This window comes from Microbacterium album, assembly GCF_014643695.1.
GTDB classification, from domain to species: Bacteria; Actinomycetota; Actinomycetes; order Actinomycetales; family Microbacteriaceae; genus Microbacterium; species Microbacterium album.
Map to the genome: position 1 here is coordinate 390042 of NZ_BMJY01000001.1, position 16613 is coordinate 406654.

17 protein-coding genes are annotated in these 16613 nt (G+C 70.1%); 15 read left to right on the top strand and 2 right to left on the bottom strand.

All coding sequences use genetic code 11. From position 1 onward, the window contains the following. Positions 1 to 68: 68 nt before the first annotated feature. Entirely contained in the window at positions 69 to 959 is an 891-nt protein-coding gene (gene pdxS, locus IEX37_RS01985) for a pyridoxal 5'-phosphate synthase lyase subunit PdxS (protein ID WP_188754556.1), read from the top strand. After that, positions 956 to 1561 (top strand): pyridoxal 5'-phosphate synthase glutaminase subunit PdxT, encoded by a 606-nt coding sequence (gene pdxT, locus IEX37_RS01990; RefSeq protein WP_229663005.1) that lies wholly within the window; start codon positions 956 to 958, stop codon positions 1559 to 1561. Before pdxS ends, pdxT begins: the two co-directional genes overlap by 4 nt. Positions 1562 to 1573: 12 nt before the next feature. Here pdxT and pdxY read toward each other — a convergent pair whose 3' ends face one another. Further along, entirely contained in the window at positions 1574 to 2425 is an 852-nt protein-coding gene (gene pdxY, locus IEX37_RS01995) for a pyridoxal kinase PdxY (RefSeq protein ID WP_188754557.1), read from the bottom strand. A 72-nt stretch (positions 2426 to 2497) separates the two neighbouring features. Here pdxY and IEX37_RS02000 point away from each other — a divergent pair, with 72 nt between their 5' ends. Together IEX37_RS02000 and IEX37_RS02005 are read left to right on the top strand one after the other, a co-directional pair. Further along, complete coding sequence (locus IEX37_RS02000) at positions 2498 to 3433, top strand: L,D-transpeptidase (protein WP_188754558.1); 936 nt, start codon at positions 2498 to 2500, stop codon at positions 3431 to 3433. Between the two features lie 125 nt (positions 3434 to 3558). Continuing rightward, a complete protein-coding gene (locus IEX37_RS02005; protein ID WP_188754559.1) occupies positions 3559 to 4320 on the top strand; it encodes a YebC/PmpR family DNA-binding transcriptional regulator in 762 nt (253 codons plus the stop codon). A 64-nt stretch (positions 4321 to 4384) separates the two neighbouring features. On the opposite strand, the gene IEX37_RS02010 is transcribed toward IEX37_RS02005, so the two are convergent. Then, positions 4385 to 5551: an ROK family transcriptional regulator gene (locus IEX37_RS02010; RefSeq protein ID WP_229663006.1), complete on the bottom strand. Its 1167-nt coding sequence runs from the start codon at positions 5549 to 5551 to the stop codon at positions 4385 to 4387. A gap of 192 nt (positions 5552 to 5743) precedes the next feature. Between IEX37_RS02010 and IEX37_RS02015 the strand changes: the two genes are divergently transcribed. The 11 genes from IEX37_RS02015 (at position 5744) to IEX37_RS02065 (ending at position 16599) form a co-directional block, all read left to right on the top strand. Next, entirely contained in the window at positions 5744 to 6568 is an 825-nt protein-coding gene (locus tag IEX37_RS02015) for a sugar phosphate isomerase/epimerase family protein (RefSeq protein WP_188754561.1), read from the top strand. Positions 6569 to 6675: 107 nt separating this feature from the next. Beyond that, entirely contained in the window at positions 6676 to 7836 is a 1161-nt protein-coding gene (locus IEX37_RS02020; RefSeq protein WP_188754562.1) for a substrate-binding domain-containing protein, read from the top strand. 64 nt (positions 7837 to 7900) lie between these two features. Next, entirely contained in the window at positions 7901 to 9082 is a 1182-nt protein-coding gene (locus IEX37_RS02025; RefSeq protein ID WP_188754563.1) for a levoglucosan dehydrogenase, read from the top strand. Next, entirely contained in the window at positions 9063 to 10601 is a 1539-nt protein-coding gene (locus tag IEX37_RS02030) for a sugar ABC transporter ATP-binding protein (protein ID WP_229663007.1), read from the top strand. Before IEX37_RS02025 ends, IEX37_RS02030 begins: the two co-directional genes overlap by 20 nt. Further along, positions 10598 to 11575: an ABC transporter permease gene (locus IEX37_RS02035; protein WP_188754564.1), complete on the top strand. Its 978-nt coding sequence runs from the start codon at positions 10598 to 10600 to the stop codon at positions 11573 to 11575. Before IEX37_RS02030 ends, IEX37_RS02035 begins: the two co-directional genes overlap by 4 nt. 2 nt (positions 11576 to 11577) lie before the next feature. Further along, a complete protein-coding gene (locus tag IEX37_RS02040) occupies positions 11578 to 12684 on the top strand; it encodes a Gfo/Idh/MocA family protein (RefSeq protein ID WP_188754565.1) in 1107 nt (368 codons plus the stop codon). Further along, on the top strand, positions 12684 to 13733 hold the full coding sequence (locus IEX37_RS02045; protein ID WP_188754566.1) for a sugar phosphate isomerase/epimerase family protein: 1050 nt from the start codon (positions 12684 to 12686) through the stop codon (positions 13731 to 13733). The genes IEX37_RS02040 and IEX37_RS02045 overlap by 1 nt, the downstream gene beginning before the upstream one ends. 75 nt (positions 13734 to 13808) lie before the next feature. Beyond that, positions 13809 to 14393: a crossover junction endodeoxyribonuclease RuvC gene (gene ruvC / locus IEX37_RS02050; protein WP_229663008.1), complete on the top strand. Its 585-nt coding sequence runs from the start codon at positions 13809 to 13811 to the stop codon at positions 14391 to 14393. A gap of 27 nt (positions 14394 to 14420) precedes the next feature. Continuing rightward, positions 14421 to 15053 carry a Holliday junction branch migration protein RuvA gene (ruvA, locus tag IEX37_RS02055; protein ID WP_188754567.1) on the top strand — a complete coding sequence of 211 codons (633 nt, stop codon included), beginning with the start codon at positions 14421 to 14423 and terminating at the stop codon, positions 15051 to 15053. Continuing rightward, positions 15046 to 16080: a Holliday junction branch migration DNA helicase RuvB gene (ruvB, locus tag IEX37_RS02060; protein ID WP_188754568.1), complete on the top strand. Its 1035-nt coding sequence runs from the start codon at positions 15046 to 15048 to the stop codon at positions 16078 to 16080. The genes ruvA and ruvB overlap by 8 nt, the downstream gene beginning before the upstream one ends. Positions 16081 to 16170: 90 nt before the next feature. Next, entirely contained in the window at positions 16171 to 16599 is a 429-nt protein-coding gene (locus tag IEX37_RS02065) for a preprotein translocase subunit YajC (protein ID WP_188754569.1), read from the top strand. Positions 16600 to 16613 lie beyond the last annotated feature (14 nt).

Consider the following 16613-nt stretch of genomic DNA (forward strand, 5'->3'; position numbering starts at 1 on the left):
AGCGTTTGGCATAGACCAATAGCTTTCCGCGTCCGGACAGTATCCGGCGTCCACGAACGGAGATCCACGTGAGCACATCCCTCACGGGCACCGCCCGCGTCAAGCGCGGGCTCGCCGAGATGCTGAAGGGCGGTGTGATCATGGACGTCGTGACCGCCGAGCAGGCGCGCATCGCTGAGGACGCGGGCGCGGTCGCCGTCATGGCGCTCGAACGCGTGCCCGCCGACATCCGGGCGCAGGGCGGCGTGGCGCGCATGAGCGATCCGGATCTCATCGACGAGATCATCGCCGCCGTGTCGATCCCGGTGATGGCGAAGGCCCGCATCGGCCACTTCGTCGAGGCGCAGGTGCTGCAGGAGCTCGGGGTGGACTACGTCGATGAGTCGGAGGTGCTCTCGCCTGCCGATTACGCGAACCACATCGACAAGTGGCGGTTCACGGTGCCGTTCGTGTGCGGCGCGACGAACCTGGGCGAGGCGCTGCGACGGATCACCGAGGGTGCAGCCATGATCCGCTCCAAGGGCGAGGCCGGCACGGGCGATGTGTCGGAGGCGACCCGGCACATCCGGGCGATCACGGGCGAGATCCGCGCGCTCCGCGCGATGACCCGGGACGAGCTGTACGTCGCGGCCAAGGAGCTGCAGGCGCCGTTCGAGCTGGTGGCGGAGGTCGCCGAGACGGGCACGCTGCCCGTCGTGCTGTTCACCGCAGGGGGCGTGGCCACGCCAGCCGACGCCGCGATGATGATGCAGCTCGGCGCCGACGGCGTGTTCGTGGGATCGGGCATCTTCAAGTCGGGAGACCCGGCGAAGCGCGCCGCGGCGATCGTCAAGGCGACCGCGTTCCACGACGATCCGAAGGCGGTCGCCGACGTGTCGCGAGGTCTGGGGGACGCGATGGTCGGGATCAACGTCGCCGACCTGCCCGCGCCGCACCGCCTCGCGGAACGCGGCTGGTGAGCGACGGGCCCGGCGCGGCCGTCCGGGTCGGCGTGCTCGCGCTGCAGGGGGACGTGCGCGAGCACGTGCGCATACTCGGCGCACTGGGCGCCGAGGTCGTCCTGGTGCGCCGACCGGACCAGCTCGCCGCGGTCGACGGCCTCGTGCTGCCCGGCGGGGAGTCGACCGTCATCGACAAGCTCTCGCGCGCGTTCGGTCTCCGGGGCCCCGCCCGGGACGCGATCTCGGCCGGCATGCCGGTGTACGGGACGTGCGCCGGGCTGATCCTGCTGGCCGATCGCCTCGCGGACGGCATCGCGGGCCAGGAGACCTTCGGCGGGCTCGACGTCACGGTGCGGCGCAACGCGTTCGGCGCGCAGACCGAGTCCTTCGAGACGGACCTGCGCGTGGCCGCCCTGGGCGATCCGCCCGTGCGCGCGGCCTTCATCCGGGCGCCCGCCGTCGTGGAGTGCGGTGCCGGCGTCGCCCCTCTCGCCGCGCTGGACGACGGCACGGTCGTCGCCGTCGAACAGGGCCCGCTGCTGGCGACGGCCTTCCACCCCGAGCTCACGGGGGAGACCCGGTTCCACCGGCGCTTCCTGGAGAAGGTGGCGGCCGCCTGATCCCGCCCGGGCTCAGCGCACCTGTCGGACTTCGAACTCCATGCGGGGGTGCGCGTAGTGCTCCTGCGCCTCGACGAGCTGCAGCTCGCGCTCGCCCGAGGCGAGGGTCTGCTCCAGCAGGCCGAACACGCTCGACGCCGTGCGGGCGAGAGCATCGCTCGCCGAACCGGTCGCCCGGTAGTGCGCCGTGAAGAGCGCCGCGGTGACGTCGCCCGACCCGTTCGCCTTGAAGGGGAGGTGGGGCGTCGTGACGATCCACGCGCCCCGATCGTCGGCCGCGAGCATCTCGATCGTGCCCTCTTCGCGGTCGGGCCGCTCGACGCTCGTGACGAGGATCGTGCGCGGACCCATTTCCCGCGCGAGATCCACGGAAGCGAGCGTCGACTCGAGCGTGTCGGGCGCGGTGTCGGTGAGGTACCCCAGCTCGAACTGGTTGGGCGTGATGATGTCCGCGACGGGGACGACCCTGTCCCGCAGCAGGTCGGGGATGGCGGGCGCGACGAAGCAGCCCGACCTGGCGTTGCCCATGACGGGATCGCACGCGTAGATGGCGTCCGGGTTGGCGGCCTTCACACGGGCGACGGCGTCCACGACGACGTCGGCGATGCCCTCGCCGCCCTGGTAGCCGGACAGCACCACGTCGATGGCGGGGAAGACGCCGCGCTCCTCGATTCCGGTGATCACTTCTCGCACGTCCTCGGGCGAGATGAGCGGTCCGCGCCAGGCGCCGTAGCCCGTGTGGTTGGAGAAGTTCACCGTGTACACCGGCAGGACCTCGACGCCGATGCGCTGCAGGGGGAACACCGCCGCCGAGTTGCCGACGTGACCATAGGCGACCGCCGACTGGATCGAGAGGATCTTCATCCTCCGATCCTCCCACCGGTCGCGGCCGGGAGCGCGCTCGTGGCGAACCGTGTCTCGTGGTGAAATGGACGCATGCACGCGCGCGCCGGCGAACGTCGCGGAGGGCGGCCCGCCGTCCTCGCCCTCGCCGCGCTCGCCTGCGTGGCCGCACTGGTCGTCGCCGTGCTGACATGGGACGAGTGGGCATCGCCGCCCCAGGCGCAGACGCCGCCCGTTGCCGCGCCCGTGGTCACTCCTCCCGCGCCGACGCCGACTCCCACCCCGACGCCCACGCCGACCGCTCACCCCGAGAACCGCGAGCAGTACGACCTCGGCGCGCTGCCCGTCGTGGATGTGTTCGCCGTGAACCCGCAGCTACCCCTCGACGACGATCCGTTCGCTCCCACCGAGGCTCTGGTCGCGCAGCCCCGCGAGCAGGGGGCTCCGGTGTTCGCCGACCCGCGCGGGGAGCCGATCGCGCACCTGCCGCACGCGCAGCGGTTCGACGGCACCGTGGTGCCCGTGATCGAGCGCCAGGAGCACTGGGTGCGCGTGCTGCTCGTGGGGCGCCAAGGAGTTCCCGGCCAGGGTGACCCCGCCCAGGTCTCGGGCTGGATGCGCACCGCCGACGTGACCCTGTCACCCAACCCTCACCGCGTGGAGGTGAGCATCGCGGAGCGCACGGTGCGGATCGTCACGGAGGACGGATCCGGCAGCACGGAGGAGCTCGTCGCCGACGATTTCGCGTGGGGGACCGAGGCCACCCCCACGCCCCTGGGGCGGTCCTTCATCATGTTCACCGATGTGGTGGAGGAGTTCGCGTACACGCGCGGGTACCCGATCGTCTATCTGTCCGTGCAGTCGCCGACGCTCGCGGGCTTCGACGGGCAGTCCGTCGCCGTCACGGGATTCCACTACCACGACGCGCGCACCGGCGCGATCTCGAACGGGTGCATCCGGCTCTCCGGGGAGGCGGCCACGCGCCTGAGCGAGCTGCCCCGGGGCACGCCCGTGTACATCCGCGCCTGACCGGCCGTCGCGGCGGTCGTGGGCGCCCTGCGCCGGCACGTCGGTGTCCTCCCGGTGCCGTCTCCTAGAATGGTGTGCGGCCTCGTCGCCGAGCAGGCGCGGGACCACGACAGAGCGGGAGAGTTATGTCCGGGCATTCCAAGTGGGCGACGACCAAGCACAAGAAGGCCGTCATCGACGCCAGGCGCGCCAAGTCATGGGCGAAGCTGATCAAGAACATCGAGGTGGCCGCGAAGCTGGGCGGCCCGGATCAGGCCGGCAACCCCACGCTCTTCGACGCGGTGCTCAAGGCGAAGAAGACCTCGGTGCCCAAGGACAACATCGAGCGCGCCATCAAGCGCGGCGCAGGCATCGGCGGAGAGTCGGTCGACTACACCACGATCATGTACGAGTGCTACGCGCCCGGCGGCGTCGCGATGCTCATCGAGTGTCTGACCGACAACAAGAACCGTGCCGCAGCGGAGGTCCGTACCGCTGTGACCCGCAACGGTGGCAACATGGCAGACCCCGGCAGCGTGTCGTTCAACTTCGAGCGCAAGGGCGTCATCGTCGCCTCGAGCGAGGGCACGACTGAGGACGACGTCATGCTCGCGGCGCTCGAGGCGGGCGCGCTCGAGGTCGAGCCGCACCCCTCCGGCTACGAGATCATCACGGAGGCGAGCGACCTCGTGGCCGTCCGCACCGCGCTGCAGGAGGCGGGCATCGAGTACGAGTCCGCGGACGCGGAGTTCGTGGCCGGCGTCAAGGTGCCCGTCGACGCGGAGACCGCGCGCAAGGTGTTCCGCCTGATCGACGCGCTCGAGGACAGCGACGACGTCCAGAACGTCTTCACCAACCTCGACCTGAGCCCCGAGGTCCAGGCCGAGCTGGAGAGCGACGAGGACTGAACCCCCACTGCGGGCCGCGCGCACGACGGAGCCGCGCGCTGCGGCTCGCTGAGCGGGCCACGGGTCAGCGAGCGCCCCGGGTGCTCGCACCGTCCAGCATGGCGTCGATCGTGTCGGGCGCCAGGCGGTCCTCGATCACCATGAGCGCGGCTCCGCGAATGCCCGCGTCGACCCCGCCTTGCGCCGGCACGATGTTCAGATGCTGCGTGGCGAGCGGGATCGCGCGCCGGTAGACGACCTCGCGGATTCCCGCGATGATCTCCTGCACGAGCACGCCGAGCCGTCCGCCGATCACGACCGTCGAGGGATTGAGCATGCTCACACAGATCGCGGTGACCTCGCCGATCGCGCGACCCGCCTCGCGCGCTGCAGAGATCGCCGCCGGGTCTCCGACGCGGATCCGGTCCACCACGTCCCGGGGTGCGATGCGATCTCCGATGGCTCTGCTGAGTTGGGCGGCCAGGGCGGGAGCGCTGGCGGTGGCCTCGAGGTCGTCCTCGTCGCGCCCGTGCGGCACCTGGACATGACCGATGTCGCCCGCGGCGCCCTGTGCGCCCCGCTGCAGCACACCGCCGGAGATGATCCCGGCGCCGATGCCGGTAGACACCTTGATGAACAGGAGGTCATCGACATTCGGCCAGGTCGTGGCCCGCTCTCCGAGCGCGAGGATGTTCACGTCGTTGTCGACGAGCACGCTCACTGAGAATCGCCGCCGCACATACTCCGGGATGTCGAACCCGTCCCACCCCGGCATGATCGGCGGACGGATCGGGCGCCCCGACGAGTGCTCCACGGGCCCCGGGACGCCGACGCCGATCCCGAGCAGGTCCTCGGGATCGCGACCGATGTCTGCCAGCAATTGCTCTGCGGTGTCCAGCGCCCAGTCGAGTACGGGCTGCGGTCCGTCCGAAATGTCGAGGGGCTCCTGTCGCCGTGCGAGCACGGCACCGTTGAGGTCTGTGATCCCGACGCCGCCGTGCGTCGCCCCAAGATCCACCCCGATCACCAGCCGGCATGCCGGGTTGAACGCGAGCGTAGCCGGGGGACGCCCGCCCGAGGACGCGCCGATGCCGGCAGGGGAGACGAGCCCCAGTTCGATGAGGGCCGCGATCCGTCCGACGACGGTTGTGCGCGCGAGCCCGGTCTCCTCCATGAGCTCTCCGCGCGTCCTGGCACGGCCGTCGCGCAGCAGCTGGAACAGATCGCCGGCGCCGCGGGTATTGGTCTGCACTGCGTCCTCCTTTGGGCGTCGTGTGGGTCGATCCATCGATGAGAATACCTCGACTGCTCGCACTTCCGACTTAACGATGCGAGTCATTTGACTTATCAAAGTCAAAAGGGATACGGTGAGCGAGCCGGGACGGCGAGAACGTCGACGCGGTGAGGACGACCCCTGACGGGTGCTACGAGGAGGTAGGGGCGGATGAGGATCGCATACGAGGCGAACGCCTGGGGTGGCGTGGTGGGAACACCGGGTGCGGTGACGAGCATCTTCGCCGGCCACTATGTGACGCCCGGCTCCGTAGAAGAGGGCATGGCCGCGATCGCGCGCGCCGGATACACCGGCGTGGAACTGTTCGACGGGAACCTGCTGCCGTTCGAGGGCGATCTTGCTCCGTTCCGCCAGGCGCTGCACAACACCGGGCTCGAGCTCGCAGGCGTCTACTCCGGCGGCCACTTCATCTACCGCGACGCGCACGCGGACGAGTACGCGCGCTTCGAGCGCAGCATTGCGCTGGCCGCGGAGGCCGGCGCGCGGCACTTCGTCATCGGCGGCGGGGCGATTCGCCACGACGGCCGGCGGGACGAGGACTTCGACGTCATGGCAGAGCTGCTCGACCGGGTCGCCGACCGAGCACGCGGCGCGGGTCTCGTGCCGAGCTATCACCCGCACCTCGGCAGCCTGGCCGAGACGGGCGAGCAAGTCGACGCGCTGTTCAGTCGCTCGGGTATCGCCCTGTGCGCTGACGTCGCCCACCTGGCCGCAGCGGGCACCGACGCCGCGGCGCTGATCGACCGTTACGCCGACAGGCTCGCGTACGTCCACATGAAGGACGTGAGGCTCGTTGACGCAGCGTTCATGCCGCTCGGCGCCGGCGACATGGAGCTGGACGCGGTCGTCGAGGCGGTCGTCCGCGCGGGGTACGACGACTGGATCACCGTGGAGCTGGACGGATACACGGGCGATCTCGACGACGCCGCCGCACGCAGTCTCGAGTACCTGCGGAGCCGCGGGCTCGCCGGCTGAGACGGCCGGCGCTCGCGTCCACCGAACCACGGGCGCCGTCGCAGACAGCGCCCACCATCCGGTCCGCCTCCGCGGTCGGACACACGGCAAAGGAGCATGTGAGGAACATGAAACTGAGAGGTTCTTTCGCGGCGATCGCCGCGGTTGGGGCCATGCTCGCACTCGCGGCATGCAGCCCCGCGGGCGGTACGTCCGCCGGCGAGGTCGACCCCGAGGTCGCGGAGGAGATCAACGCCGCCCTCGAGGAGATCACCGGGCAGGTGTTGAGCAAGGGCCCCAACGGCGAGGAGCCGGCGCCCGCTTCCGCCGCCGAGGTCACCGACGAGCAGGCGGAAGAAGTCGCGGCTCTCGGACTGCGGGCGGCAATCGTGATGCACTACGGGGGCAATGACTGGGCCAACGCGCAGATCGCCGGCCTCAACGCGCAGTTCGAGCGTCTCGGGATCGAGGTCATCGCCACGACCGACGCGAACTTCGATCCGGCCAAGCAGGTCTCCGACATCGAGACCGTGCTTGCGCAGAACCCGGACATCATCGTGTCGATCCCGACCGACCCGGTCGCGACGGCCAGCGCCTACCGCCGCGCCAGCGAGCAGGGCGTGAAGCTCGTGTTCATGGACAACGTGCCCGACGGCTTCGTCGCCGGCGAGGACTATGTCTCCATGGTCTCGGCTGACAACTACGGAAACGGCGTGACCTCCGCCTATCTGCTGGCCCGCTCGCTGGGCGGTCAGGGCAAGATCGGCGTGATCTACCACGAGGCCGACTTCTTCGTCACCCAGCAGCGCTACGACGGATTCAAGTCGACGATCACGGAGGAGTTCCCCGACATCGAGATCGTCCAGGAGCAGGGAATCGCCGGCCCCGACTTCGCTGGCGACGCCCAGGGTGTGGCGAACGCGATGCTGACGCGGAACCCGGACCTCGACGGCATCTGGGCGGTCTGGGACGTGCCTGCAGAGGGCGTGATGGCGGCCGCGCGCGAGACCGGCCGCACGGACATCAAGATCGCGACCGAGGACCTCGGCACCAATGTGGCCATCGCGCTCGCCCGGCAGCAGATGATCGTGGGCCTGGGGGCCCAGCTGCCCTATGACCAGGGTGTGGCGGAGGCGAATCTCGCGGCTCTGAGCATCCTCGGCGTCGAGGTACCCCCGTACGTGGCGCTGAGCTCGCTCCCCGTCGACCACGACAACGTGCTCGAAGCCTGGGAGCAGGTCTACCACGCCGAGCCGCCGGCCGCGGTGCGGGACGCATACGTCGATTGACCCCGAGCGGGGGGCGGCCTCGGCCGCCCCCCGCCGCCAGCCCTCGATCAAACGGAGATCAAGCATGCAGGACCTCAACATCGCGCTCATCGGCGGCGGGTTCATGGGCAAGGCCCACTCCCTTGCCTATGCGGCGCTGCCCATGTACTTCTGGCCGGCCCCCGCTCGTCCGGTGCGCAAGGTGCTGGTGGACGTCACCGAAGAGCTCGCCGCCACCGCGGCCGACCGCTACGGCTGGGAGAGGCATGCAACCTCCTGGCAGGACGTCGTGAATGATCCGGACATCGACGTGGTCGACATCGCCACGCCGAACCATCTGCATGCCGACATCGCGATCGCCGCGGCCGAGGCGGGCAAGCACATCATCTGCGAAAAGCCCCTCGCCCCCAACGCCGGCGACGCCAAGCGCATGCTCGACGCCGTCGAGCGCGCCGGCGTCGTCAGCGCCGTGGCGTTCAACTACCGCAGGACGCCTGCGGTAGCGCTCGCCAAGAAGTACATCGACGAGGGCGCGATCGGCACGATCCTCAACTTCCGCGGCACCTACCTCCAGGACTGGAGCGCCGACCCCGACTCACCACTGAGCTGGCGTTTCCAGAAGAAGATCGCGGGTTCGGGCGCCGTGGGCGATATCGGATCGCACGTCGTGGACCTCGCACGCTACCTCGTCGGTGAGATCGCCGAGGTGAACTCGGTCGTGTCGACGTTCATCCACGAGCGTCCGCTCCAGGCGAGCGGCTTCGACGCGCTCGGGGCCGCGACCAAGTCGGACGGTCCGCGCGGAGCTGTCGACGTGGACGACGAGGCCATGACGCTGGTGAAGTTCCGGGACGGCGCCGTGGGCTCCATCGAGGCGACGCGCAACGCCTGGGGTCGCAACAACTTCATCACCTTCGAGATCCACGGGACCGAGGGCAGCATCTTCTTCAACTACGAGAACCGCGACGAGCTTCAGGTCGCGTTCAAGAACGACCCTGCCGACCGCCGCGGCTTCCGCACGGTCTACACCGGTCCCAACACGCCGTACGGAGAGCACCTCTGGCCGATCCCGGCTCTCGGCATCGGGTACGGAGAGACGAAGATCATCGAGGCGTACGAGTTCGTCAAGGCGATCGCCGAGGGCGGTTCCGTCCGCCCCGACTTCGCTGACGGCTACCAGACCGCGCTCGTCGACGAGGCGATCCTGGAGTCCGGCCAGATCGGTCAGTGGGTTCAGGTCCCGCTCCATGAGCGCGCCGGCGGCTGACGTGCCGGGCGGTGCGGCGGTGCCCGCCGTGCGCATGCGTGAGGTCGTCAAGGACTTCGGGCCCGTCAAGGTGCTGAAATCCGTCGATCTCGAGATCCACGCGGGCGAAGTCCACGCGCTCGCGGGCGAGAACGGGGCGGGCAAGTCCACGCTCATGAAGATCCTCCAGGGCGTGTACCCGATCACATCCGGCACCATCGAGGTCCGCGGTGAGCCCGTTGAGATCCGCGACACGAGCGATGCCGAGCGCGCCGGGATCGGCATGGTCTTCCAGGAGTTCAGCCTGATCCCGTCGATGACCGTGGCGCAGAACATCTTCCTGAACCGGGAGAAGCGCGGCCGCCTCGGACTGGTGGACGACCGCGCAGCGCAGGAAGAGTCGCGGCGCATCTTCCAGCAGCTGGGCGTCTCCGTCGACCCGGGCGCGGTCGTGGGCGACCTCGGCACGGCGTACTGGCAGCTCGTGGAGATCGCGAAGGCCGTGGTCAAGGACGCCAAGGTCCTGGTGATGGACGAGCCGACCGCGAGCCTCGCCAAGCACGAGGTGGAGAACCTGTTCGCGCTGATCGAACGCTTGAAGGCGCAAGGGATCGCGATCGTCTACATCTCCCACCGGATGGACGAGATCCGCCGCATCGCGGACCGCATCACGGTGCTCAGGGATGGCCGGGTCGTACTGAGCGACGCCGTCGACTCGCTCACGTCGGCCGAGATCATCGAAGCCATCATTGGGCGTCGCCTGGCGAGCGACCTGGTCTACCGCGACAGGGTCAGGGACACTGATGCGCCGGTGGTGCTCGAGGCGGACGGCGTCGCGAGCGAGAACGTGCTCCGGGGCGTTGACCTGAGCGTGCGGGCGGGAGAGATCGTCGGGCTCGCGGGGCTCATGGGCAGCGGGCGGACCGAGTTCGCCCGCGTCGTGAGCGGGCTCGACCGCGCTACGCGCGGCACACTGCGTCTGGCGGGACGACCGGTCGTCTTCCGCCATGCGCGCGAGGCGCAGCGGGCGGGGGTCGCGCTCATCCCCGAGGACCGTCGGGAGCAGGGGCTGGTGCTCGAGCACTCCGTCTCGGACAACCTCGTGCTGCCGGTTCTCGATCGCGTCCGTCGCGGTCCCCTCGTCAGCGTGCGCAGGACCAGGGAACTGACCGAGCGGCTCGTGAGCCAGTACGCGATCAAGGCCTCGGACCCCTATGCCCCGGTGAACCTCCTGTCGGGTGGCAACCAGCAGAAGGTCGTCGTCGCGAAGTGGATCAACACCGACCCGCAGTTGCTGATCATGGACGAGCCGACCGCGGGCGTCGACATCGGCACCAAGACCGAGATCCTCGAGATGGTGCGGGAGTTCGCCTCGCAGGGGAACGCGGTCCTGTTCATCTCGTCGGAGTTGCCCGAGCTCCTCGCGGTCGCGGACCGCGTCGTGGTCCTGCGGGAGGGCCGCACCCACCGTGTGCTCGATCGCTCCGCGATCACGAGCGAAGAGCACTTGCAACTCGTCATCCAGGGAGAGGCCGCATGAGCAGCCAGGCCACGACGGCATCGCCGTCGCCATCGCTCGTCCAGCGCATCGCATCGCGCATGGACTGGCGCAGCAACATCATCTACGTCGCCTTTGTGCTCGTCTTCATCCTGTTTGCGGTCATGCTCGGGGACGCAGGCTTCCTGTCCTCGAACAACCTGCTGAACATCGTGCGGCAGACTGCGACGATCTCGGTGATGGCCGTCGCCATGACGTTCGTGATCGCCAACGCTGAGATCGACCTCAGCGTCGGTTCCGTCGCCGGGCTGGCCTCCGTCGTGACGGCGATCACGATCTCGCACATGGGCCTCCTCCCCGGGATCCTCGCGGGCCTGCTGGCCGGTGCCGTCATCGGCGCGATCAACGGCGCGCTCGTCGCGCTGCTGAAGATCCCGTCCTTCCTCGTAACGCTGGGCATGCTCGGCCTCGCGGCGGGACTCGCGCAGTGGATCACGGGGTCCGCGCCGCAGCCCATCACGGACCCGACCTACGTGCTGATCTTCGGCGGCGGTGACTTCGGTCCCGTGCCCGGACTGCTCGTCTGGACGGTGCTGGCGGTCGGCGTCGGTTGGGTCGTGATGAACCGGACCCGCTACGGCCGGCAGGTGCTCGCCACTGGCGGAAACCCCACGGCGGCCGCTTACACGGGTATCCGCACGGCGCGGATCAAGTTCACCGTTCTCCTGACCTCCGGTGTCGTGGCCGCCCTCGCGGGCATGCTCTACGCGGGGCGCCTCGAATCGGGCCGGTTCCAGTGGGGCCAGGGCGATGAGCTCACCGTCATCGCGGCAGTGATCCTCGGCGGCACGAGCCTTTTCGGCGGCCGTGGCGCGATCATCGGCACGCTCTTCGGCTCGCTGTTCATGGGCCTGGTGAACAACGGACTCATCCTGGCGGGTCTGGACGTGGCGCAGCAGCAGGTCGTGCGCGGCGGGATCATCATCGCGGCCGTGGCCCTCTCGAGGAAGAAGTGAGTGTGCGCAAGCCGATCCGCAGCGGCATCATCGGCACCGGATTCATGGGCACCGTCCACACCCGTGCGGTACGCGCGGCGGGAGGCGTCGTCACCGCGTACGCCGGTCGCGACCCAGGACGCACCGCCGCGGCGGCTGAGGCTGCGGGGGTCGAGCTGGCGCTCACGCCGGCGGAACTCATCGCGCACCCGGACGTGGACGTCGTGCACGTGTGCACACCGAACGCACAGCACGTCGAGCTGGCTGCAGCCGCGATCGCCGCGGGGAAGCACGTCGTGTGCGAGAAGCCGCTCGCATTGAGCGCAGCGGAGGCGCGCACGTTGCTGACGGCGGCGGAAGCGGCGGGTGTGGTGCACGCGGTTCCGTTCGTGTACCGGTACTACCCGGTGGTCCGTGAGGCCAGGGCCAGGATCGGCGAGGCGGGAGAGAGGATCTGGCTCGCGCACGGCCACTACCTCCAGGACTGGCTCGCGGCACGTCATTCGTTCAACTGGCGCATCGACGAGGGCGAATCGCGCGCGTTCGCCGACATCGGTGTGCACTGGTGTGACCTACTGGAGTTCACGACGGGGCACCGGATCAGCCGACTTTCGGCGATAAGCTCGCAGCTGCACGAGTCTCGCCTCGCCGAGGGAGCGGAGGTGCCGGTCGCCTCGGAGGACGGTGTCACCATGCTGTTCGAGACGGACCGCGGAGCCACGGGGAGCGTGGTCATCTCGCAGGCGAGTCCGGGCCGCAAGAACCGTCTCTGGCTCTCCCTCGACGGTGAGCGGTTCTCGTACTCGTTCGACCAGGAGAACCCGGATCGGCTCTGGGTGGGGTCGATCGAGGACGTGTCCGTGACACCGAAGGGCGCCGAGACCACGCGCGCGGCGAGTGCGGTCGCCCCGTACGTGACGGTGCCCTCGGGTCATCCTCAGGGATATCAGGACTGCTTCACGCTGTTCATGTCGGAGGTCCACTCGGCCGTGCGCGGTCAGCCGATCGAGGGGATGCCGACGTTCGCGGACGGCGTGCGGGCCGCCGCGCTCACAGAGGCAGTGGTCTCATCCGCGGACAGCGCCAGCTGGGTGCAGGTCGGCGCTACGGAACCAGTTGGGAGGCTGTGATGGACGACGACACGAAACAGGCGGGGCGCGCCGCGCAGGCGCCGGGCACGCGCCCCGTGACGCTCTTCACCGGGCAGTGGGCAGATCTTCCGTTTGCGGAGGTCGCGCGGCTCGCGTCCGATTGGGGATACGACGGTCTGGAGATCGCCTGCTCGGGTGATCACCTCGACCTGCAGCGCGCGGAGGAGGATCCCGCGTACCTGGCTGAGCGCCGCGAGATCCTGGATCGTCACGGTCTGTCGGTATATGCGATCTCGAACCACCTCGCGGGCCAGGCAGTGTGCGACGCGCCCATCGACTTTCGCCACGAGGCGATCCTGCGGCCGTACATCTGGGCGGACGGGGACGACGAGGGGGTGCGCACCCGCGCGGCGGAGGACATGAAGCGCGCAGCTCGCGTCGCCCGTAAGCTCGGCGTCGACACGGTGGTCGGCTTCACCGGGAGCTCCATCTGGCAGTACGTCGCGATGTTCCCGCCCGTCCCCGCGAGCGCCATCGAGGCGGGGTTCGACGACTTCGCTGCGCGATGGAATCCGATCCTCGATGTGTTCGACGACGAGGGCGTGCGCTTCGCGCACGAGGTGCACCCCGGAGAGATCGCGTACGACTACTGGTCGAGCGTGCGGGCACTCGAGGCAGTCGAACGCCGCTCGGCCTTCGGGTTCAACTGGGACCCCAGCCACATGATGTGGCAGAACATCGACCCGGTCGGCTTCATCTGGGACTTCCAGGACCGCATCTACCACGTCGACTGCAAGGACACGCGTCTGCGACCGAGCAACGGCCGATCGGGCGTGCTGGGCTCGCACCTGCCCTGGGGCGACCCCCGGCGAGGATGGGACTTCGTCTCGGTGGGGCACGGGAACGTGCCGTGGGAAGACGCGTTCCGAGCCCTGGACGCGGTGGGTTACGAGGGGCCGATCTCCGTGGAGTGGGAGGACGCCGGCATGGACCGTCTCCACGGCGCCCCCGAGGCGCTGGGAGTGATCCGGTCGCTGCTGTGGCGCCGGCCTGAGGCTTCGTTCGACGCAGCCTTCTCGAATCAGTGAGTCACACCCGTCCGCGACCGGTCAACCGCCGCGCGTCCCGACGCCCGCCGGGACGACGCCGCCTACGCTGAGACGGTGTCCTCCCTGCGCGTGCTCGGCATCGACCCCGGCCTGACCCGGTGCGGGGTGGGTGTCGTCGAGGTCGCGCGCGACCGGAGCGCCTCGCTCGTCCACGTGGGAGTCGTGCGGTCGTCCGCCGACGCGCCCGTCGCCGAGCGCCTCGCGGCGATCGCTCGGGGCATCCGGGAGGTCCTCGACGCGCACAGGCCGGACGTGGTCGCGGTCGAGCGCGTGTTCGCGCAGCACAACCTGCACTCGGTCACGGGCACGGCCCAGGCGAGCGGGGTCGCGCTGTTCCTCGCCGCCGAGCGGGGGATCCCCGCCGCGACGCACACGCCGAGCGAGGTCAAGGCGGCCGTGACCGGGTACGGCTCGGCCGACAAGCGGCAGGTCCAGGCGATGGTCGCGCGCGTGCTTCGCCTCGATGCGCTGCCGCAGCCCGCCGACGCGGCCGACGCGCTCGCGCTCGCGCTGTGCCACGCCTGGCGCGGCGGTTCCTCGGCGCAGGCGCACACGGGCGAGGCCGCGCTCACCCCCGCGCAGCGCGCCTGGGCGGAGGCCGAGTCGCGCTCGCGGCGCACGCGTGTCGCTCGAACATAGGTGCGAAGCGGTGCGTAGGCTGGCCGCATGATCTCCTCCCTGCGCGGCACGGTGCTGCATGTCGCCTCGTCCGCGGGCGGCGCCGACAGCGTCGTCGTCGAGGTCGGGGGAGTCGGCTTCTCCGTGGCGGTGCCGCCCGACGTCGCACGCACCGCCCGCGTGGGGGAAGAGCTCGCGCTGCACACCACCCTCATCGTCCGCGAGGACGCGCTGTCGCTGTTCGGGTTCGCGTCGCGGGACGAGCTGGAGGTGTTCGGCACGATGCTGACCGTCTCGGGTGTCGGGCCGAAGTCGGCGCTGGGCGTGCTGTCGGCCCTCACCGTGGATCAGATCGCCGCGGCGGTGGCGGAGGACGACGACAAGCCGTTCCGGCGCGTGTCCGGGATCGGTCCCAAGACCGCCAAGCTCATCGTCGTGCAGCTGCAGGGCAAGCTGGCGCCGCCCGCGGCCGCGGAGCCGGCCGCGCCGCTCGCGGCCGACATCACGGCGCGCGTCGTGCAGGCGGTGGCCGGGCTGGGCTGGCCGGAGCGCGTGGCGGGCGACGCCGTGGCGCGGGCGGCGGAAGCCGCGTCCGAGGCGGATCGCGCGTCCGTGCAGGCGCTGCTGCGGTTGACGCTCGCGCTGCTCGGCCCCGCCGGGCAGGGAGCGACGCGTGGCTGACGACCGCGATGTGACATCGCCCGACGCGCTCGACGACTCCGAGCTCGCGATCGAGGGCGCCCTGCGCCCGGGCTCGCTGGCCGAGTTCGTCGGGCAGCAGAAGGTCCGGGGTCAGCTGCAGCTGCTGCTCGACGCCGCCCGCATCCAGCAGCGGCCCGCCGACCACATCCTGCTGGCGGGGCCGCCCGGGCTCGGCAAGACGACCCTCGCCATGATCGTGGCGCACGAGAGCGAACGGCCGCTGCGCATGTCCAGCGGCCCCGCGATCCAGCACGCGGGCGATCTCGCCGCGCTCCTGTCGAGCCTCACGCCCGGCGAGGTGCTGTTCATCGACGAGATCCACCGGATGGCGCGCTCGGCCGAGGAGATGCTCTACCTCGCCATGGAGGACTTCCGCATCGACATCATGGTGGGCAAGGGCGCCGGCGCCACGAGCATTCCGCTCGACCTGGCACCGTTCACGCTGGTCGGCGCGACGACGCGCTCGGGCCTGCTGCCGAACCCGCTGCGGGACCGCTTCGGCTTCACCGCACACCTCGAGTACTACGAGCCCGAGGAGCTCGAGCGCGTGATCGCCCGCTCCGCCGACAAGCTGGGTGTGCGGCTGGGGGAGGCGCAGCGCGCGGAGATCGCGCGCCGCTCGCGCGGCACGCCCCGCATCGCGAACAGGCTGCTGCGCCGCGTGCGGGACTGGGCGCTCGTTAAGTCGGGCGGCGGCGAGGCCGCGCTCGCGGACGTGCGCGCGGCGCTCGAGCTCTACGACGTCGACGAGATCGGCCTCGACCGGTTGGACCGCGCCGTGCTCGACGCGCTCGTCCGTCGCTTCCGGGGCGGCCCGGTCGGGCTGTCCACGCTCGCGGTCGCCGTGGGGGAGGAATCCGACACCGTCGAGAGCGTGGTCGAGCCCTATCTCGTGAGGATCGGGTACATGGGACGCACGCCGCGGGGGCGGGTCGCGACACCGGAGGCCTACGCGCACCTGGGCATCGCGCACCCGGACGGGGCGCTTCACCTGGATGACCTATAATCGCTGAAGGTCTGGGCGCCCGCGCCCCGAAATCCCCACCTGCAGCGTCGAGACGGCGCGTGCGCCCCCGCGAAAGGCTGTTCCCGCCCCATGCCTATGGATCTTCTGCTCATCGTCGTCCTGATCGCGCTGCTGATCTTCATGTTCGTCAGCTCGCGGCGCCGTCAGCAGAAGATGCGGGAGGAGCAGGAGCGCAAGGCCGAGCTCATGGTGCCGGGTGCGCGCATCATGACGCGTTCGGGGATGTTCGGCACGCTCGTCTCGTTCGACAAGGAGGATCTCTCCAAGCCGGCCGAGGTCGAGATCGCCCCCGGCGTGATCGTCGAGCTCCACACGCAGGCCGTGGACCTCGCCCCCGAGGAGAGCGCGCCGGTCGCCGACGAGGAGACGCCGGAGGAGGAGCTCGACGAGGCCGCTCCAGATGCACGTGAGGAGGACCGCGCGGACGCGGGACTCGAGCCGCCGTCCGCGGAAGGCCCCGACACCGATGCGCGTTCCGGTGACGACAAGAAGGACTGACCTCTCCGCCTCCG